The organism is Empedobacter sp. UBA3239, assembly GCF_002362875.1.
In the GTDB taxonomy this organism is placed as follows: domain Bacteria; phylum Bacteroidota; class Bacteroidia; order Flavobacteriales; family Weeksellaceae; genus Empedobacter; species Empedobacter falsenii_B.
Map to the genome: position 1 here is coordinate 127547 of NZ_DEVJ01000060.1, position 752 is coordinate 128298.

General features: G+C 31.8%; 1 protein-coding gene. It reads right to left on the reverse strand.

What is annotated here, in order from left to right:
• The coding region (locus B4G36_RS08890) for a DDE-type integrase/transposase/recombinase (protein WP_291063441.1) at nucleotides 1–609 on the reverse strand (609 nt) is incomplete at its 3' end.
• Nucleotides 610–752: the final 143 nt, after the last annotated feature.

Below are 752 nucleotides of genomic sequence, written 5' to 3' on the forward strand. Positions count from 1 at the left end.
TAATTTTGGTTTCTGTTTCGCTTTTAATTTAGCTTTTTCAATTGCTGTTTTTACAGTTCTTTTTACGTCTTCTGCCTTCATCGAACTGCATAATTCCCAATGAATAATATATCGGCTGTAATCGTCTAAAATCGTGCTTAAATAATACCATCCCCATCCTATAATTTTAAAATAAGTGAAATCAGTCTGCCACATTTGATGAACAAAATTGGTTTTATCTTTAAATTCGTTTGCGGCTGAAATTAAAATATGATTGGGTGCTGGAATTAAATCTCTCTGCTTTAATATTCGATAAACACTCGATTCTGAAATATAAATTCCTAATTCATCGGTCATTTTAAAAGCCAATTCTCTAGCAGATAATTCAGGATAATCCAACGCTAATTCTACAATTAAATCCTTCTGAGAATCAGGTATACTATTCCATTTTCGATGGGTTGAATAATTTTTTGATTCTAAACCTTCAAATCCATTTTCTAAATAATTTGAGTACCATTTATAGAAGGTACTCCGTGCAATTCCGAACTCCTCTAAAGTACGTTTAACTCCAATTTCAGAGCGAGTTACAATCTGTATAATTTCGTGTTTTTCACTTGCTGATAATCGCATATATTTCTTGAATTTTGTTTTTAATCCAACGAGTTCAAGGTTTTTTTTACGATATCATAACGTACAACCAAATCAGCTACAATCTCTTTTAAACGCTGGTTTTCTTTACGTAATTCACTTACATCGTCACTTGTAGCTTCTCG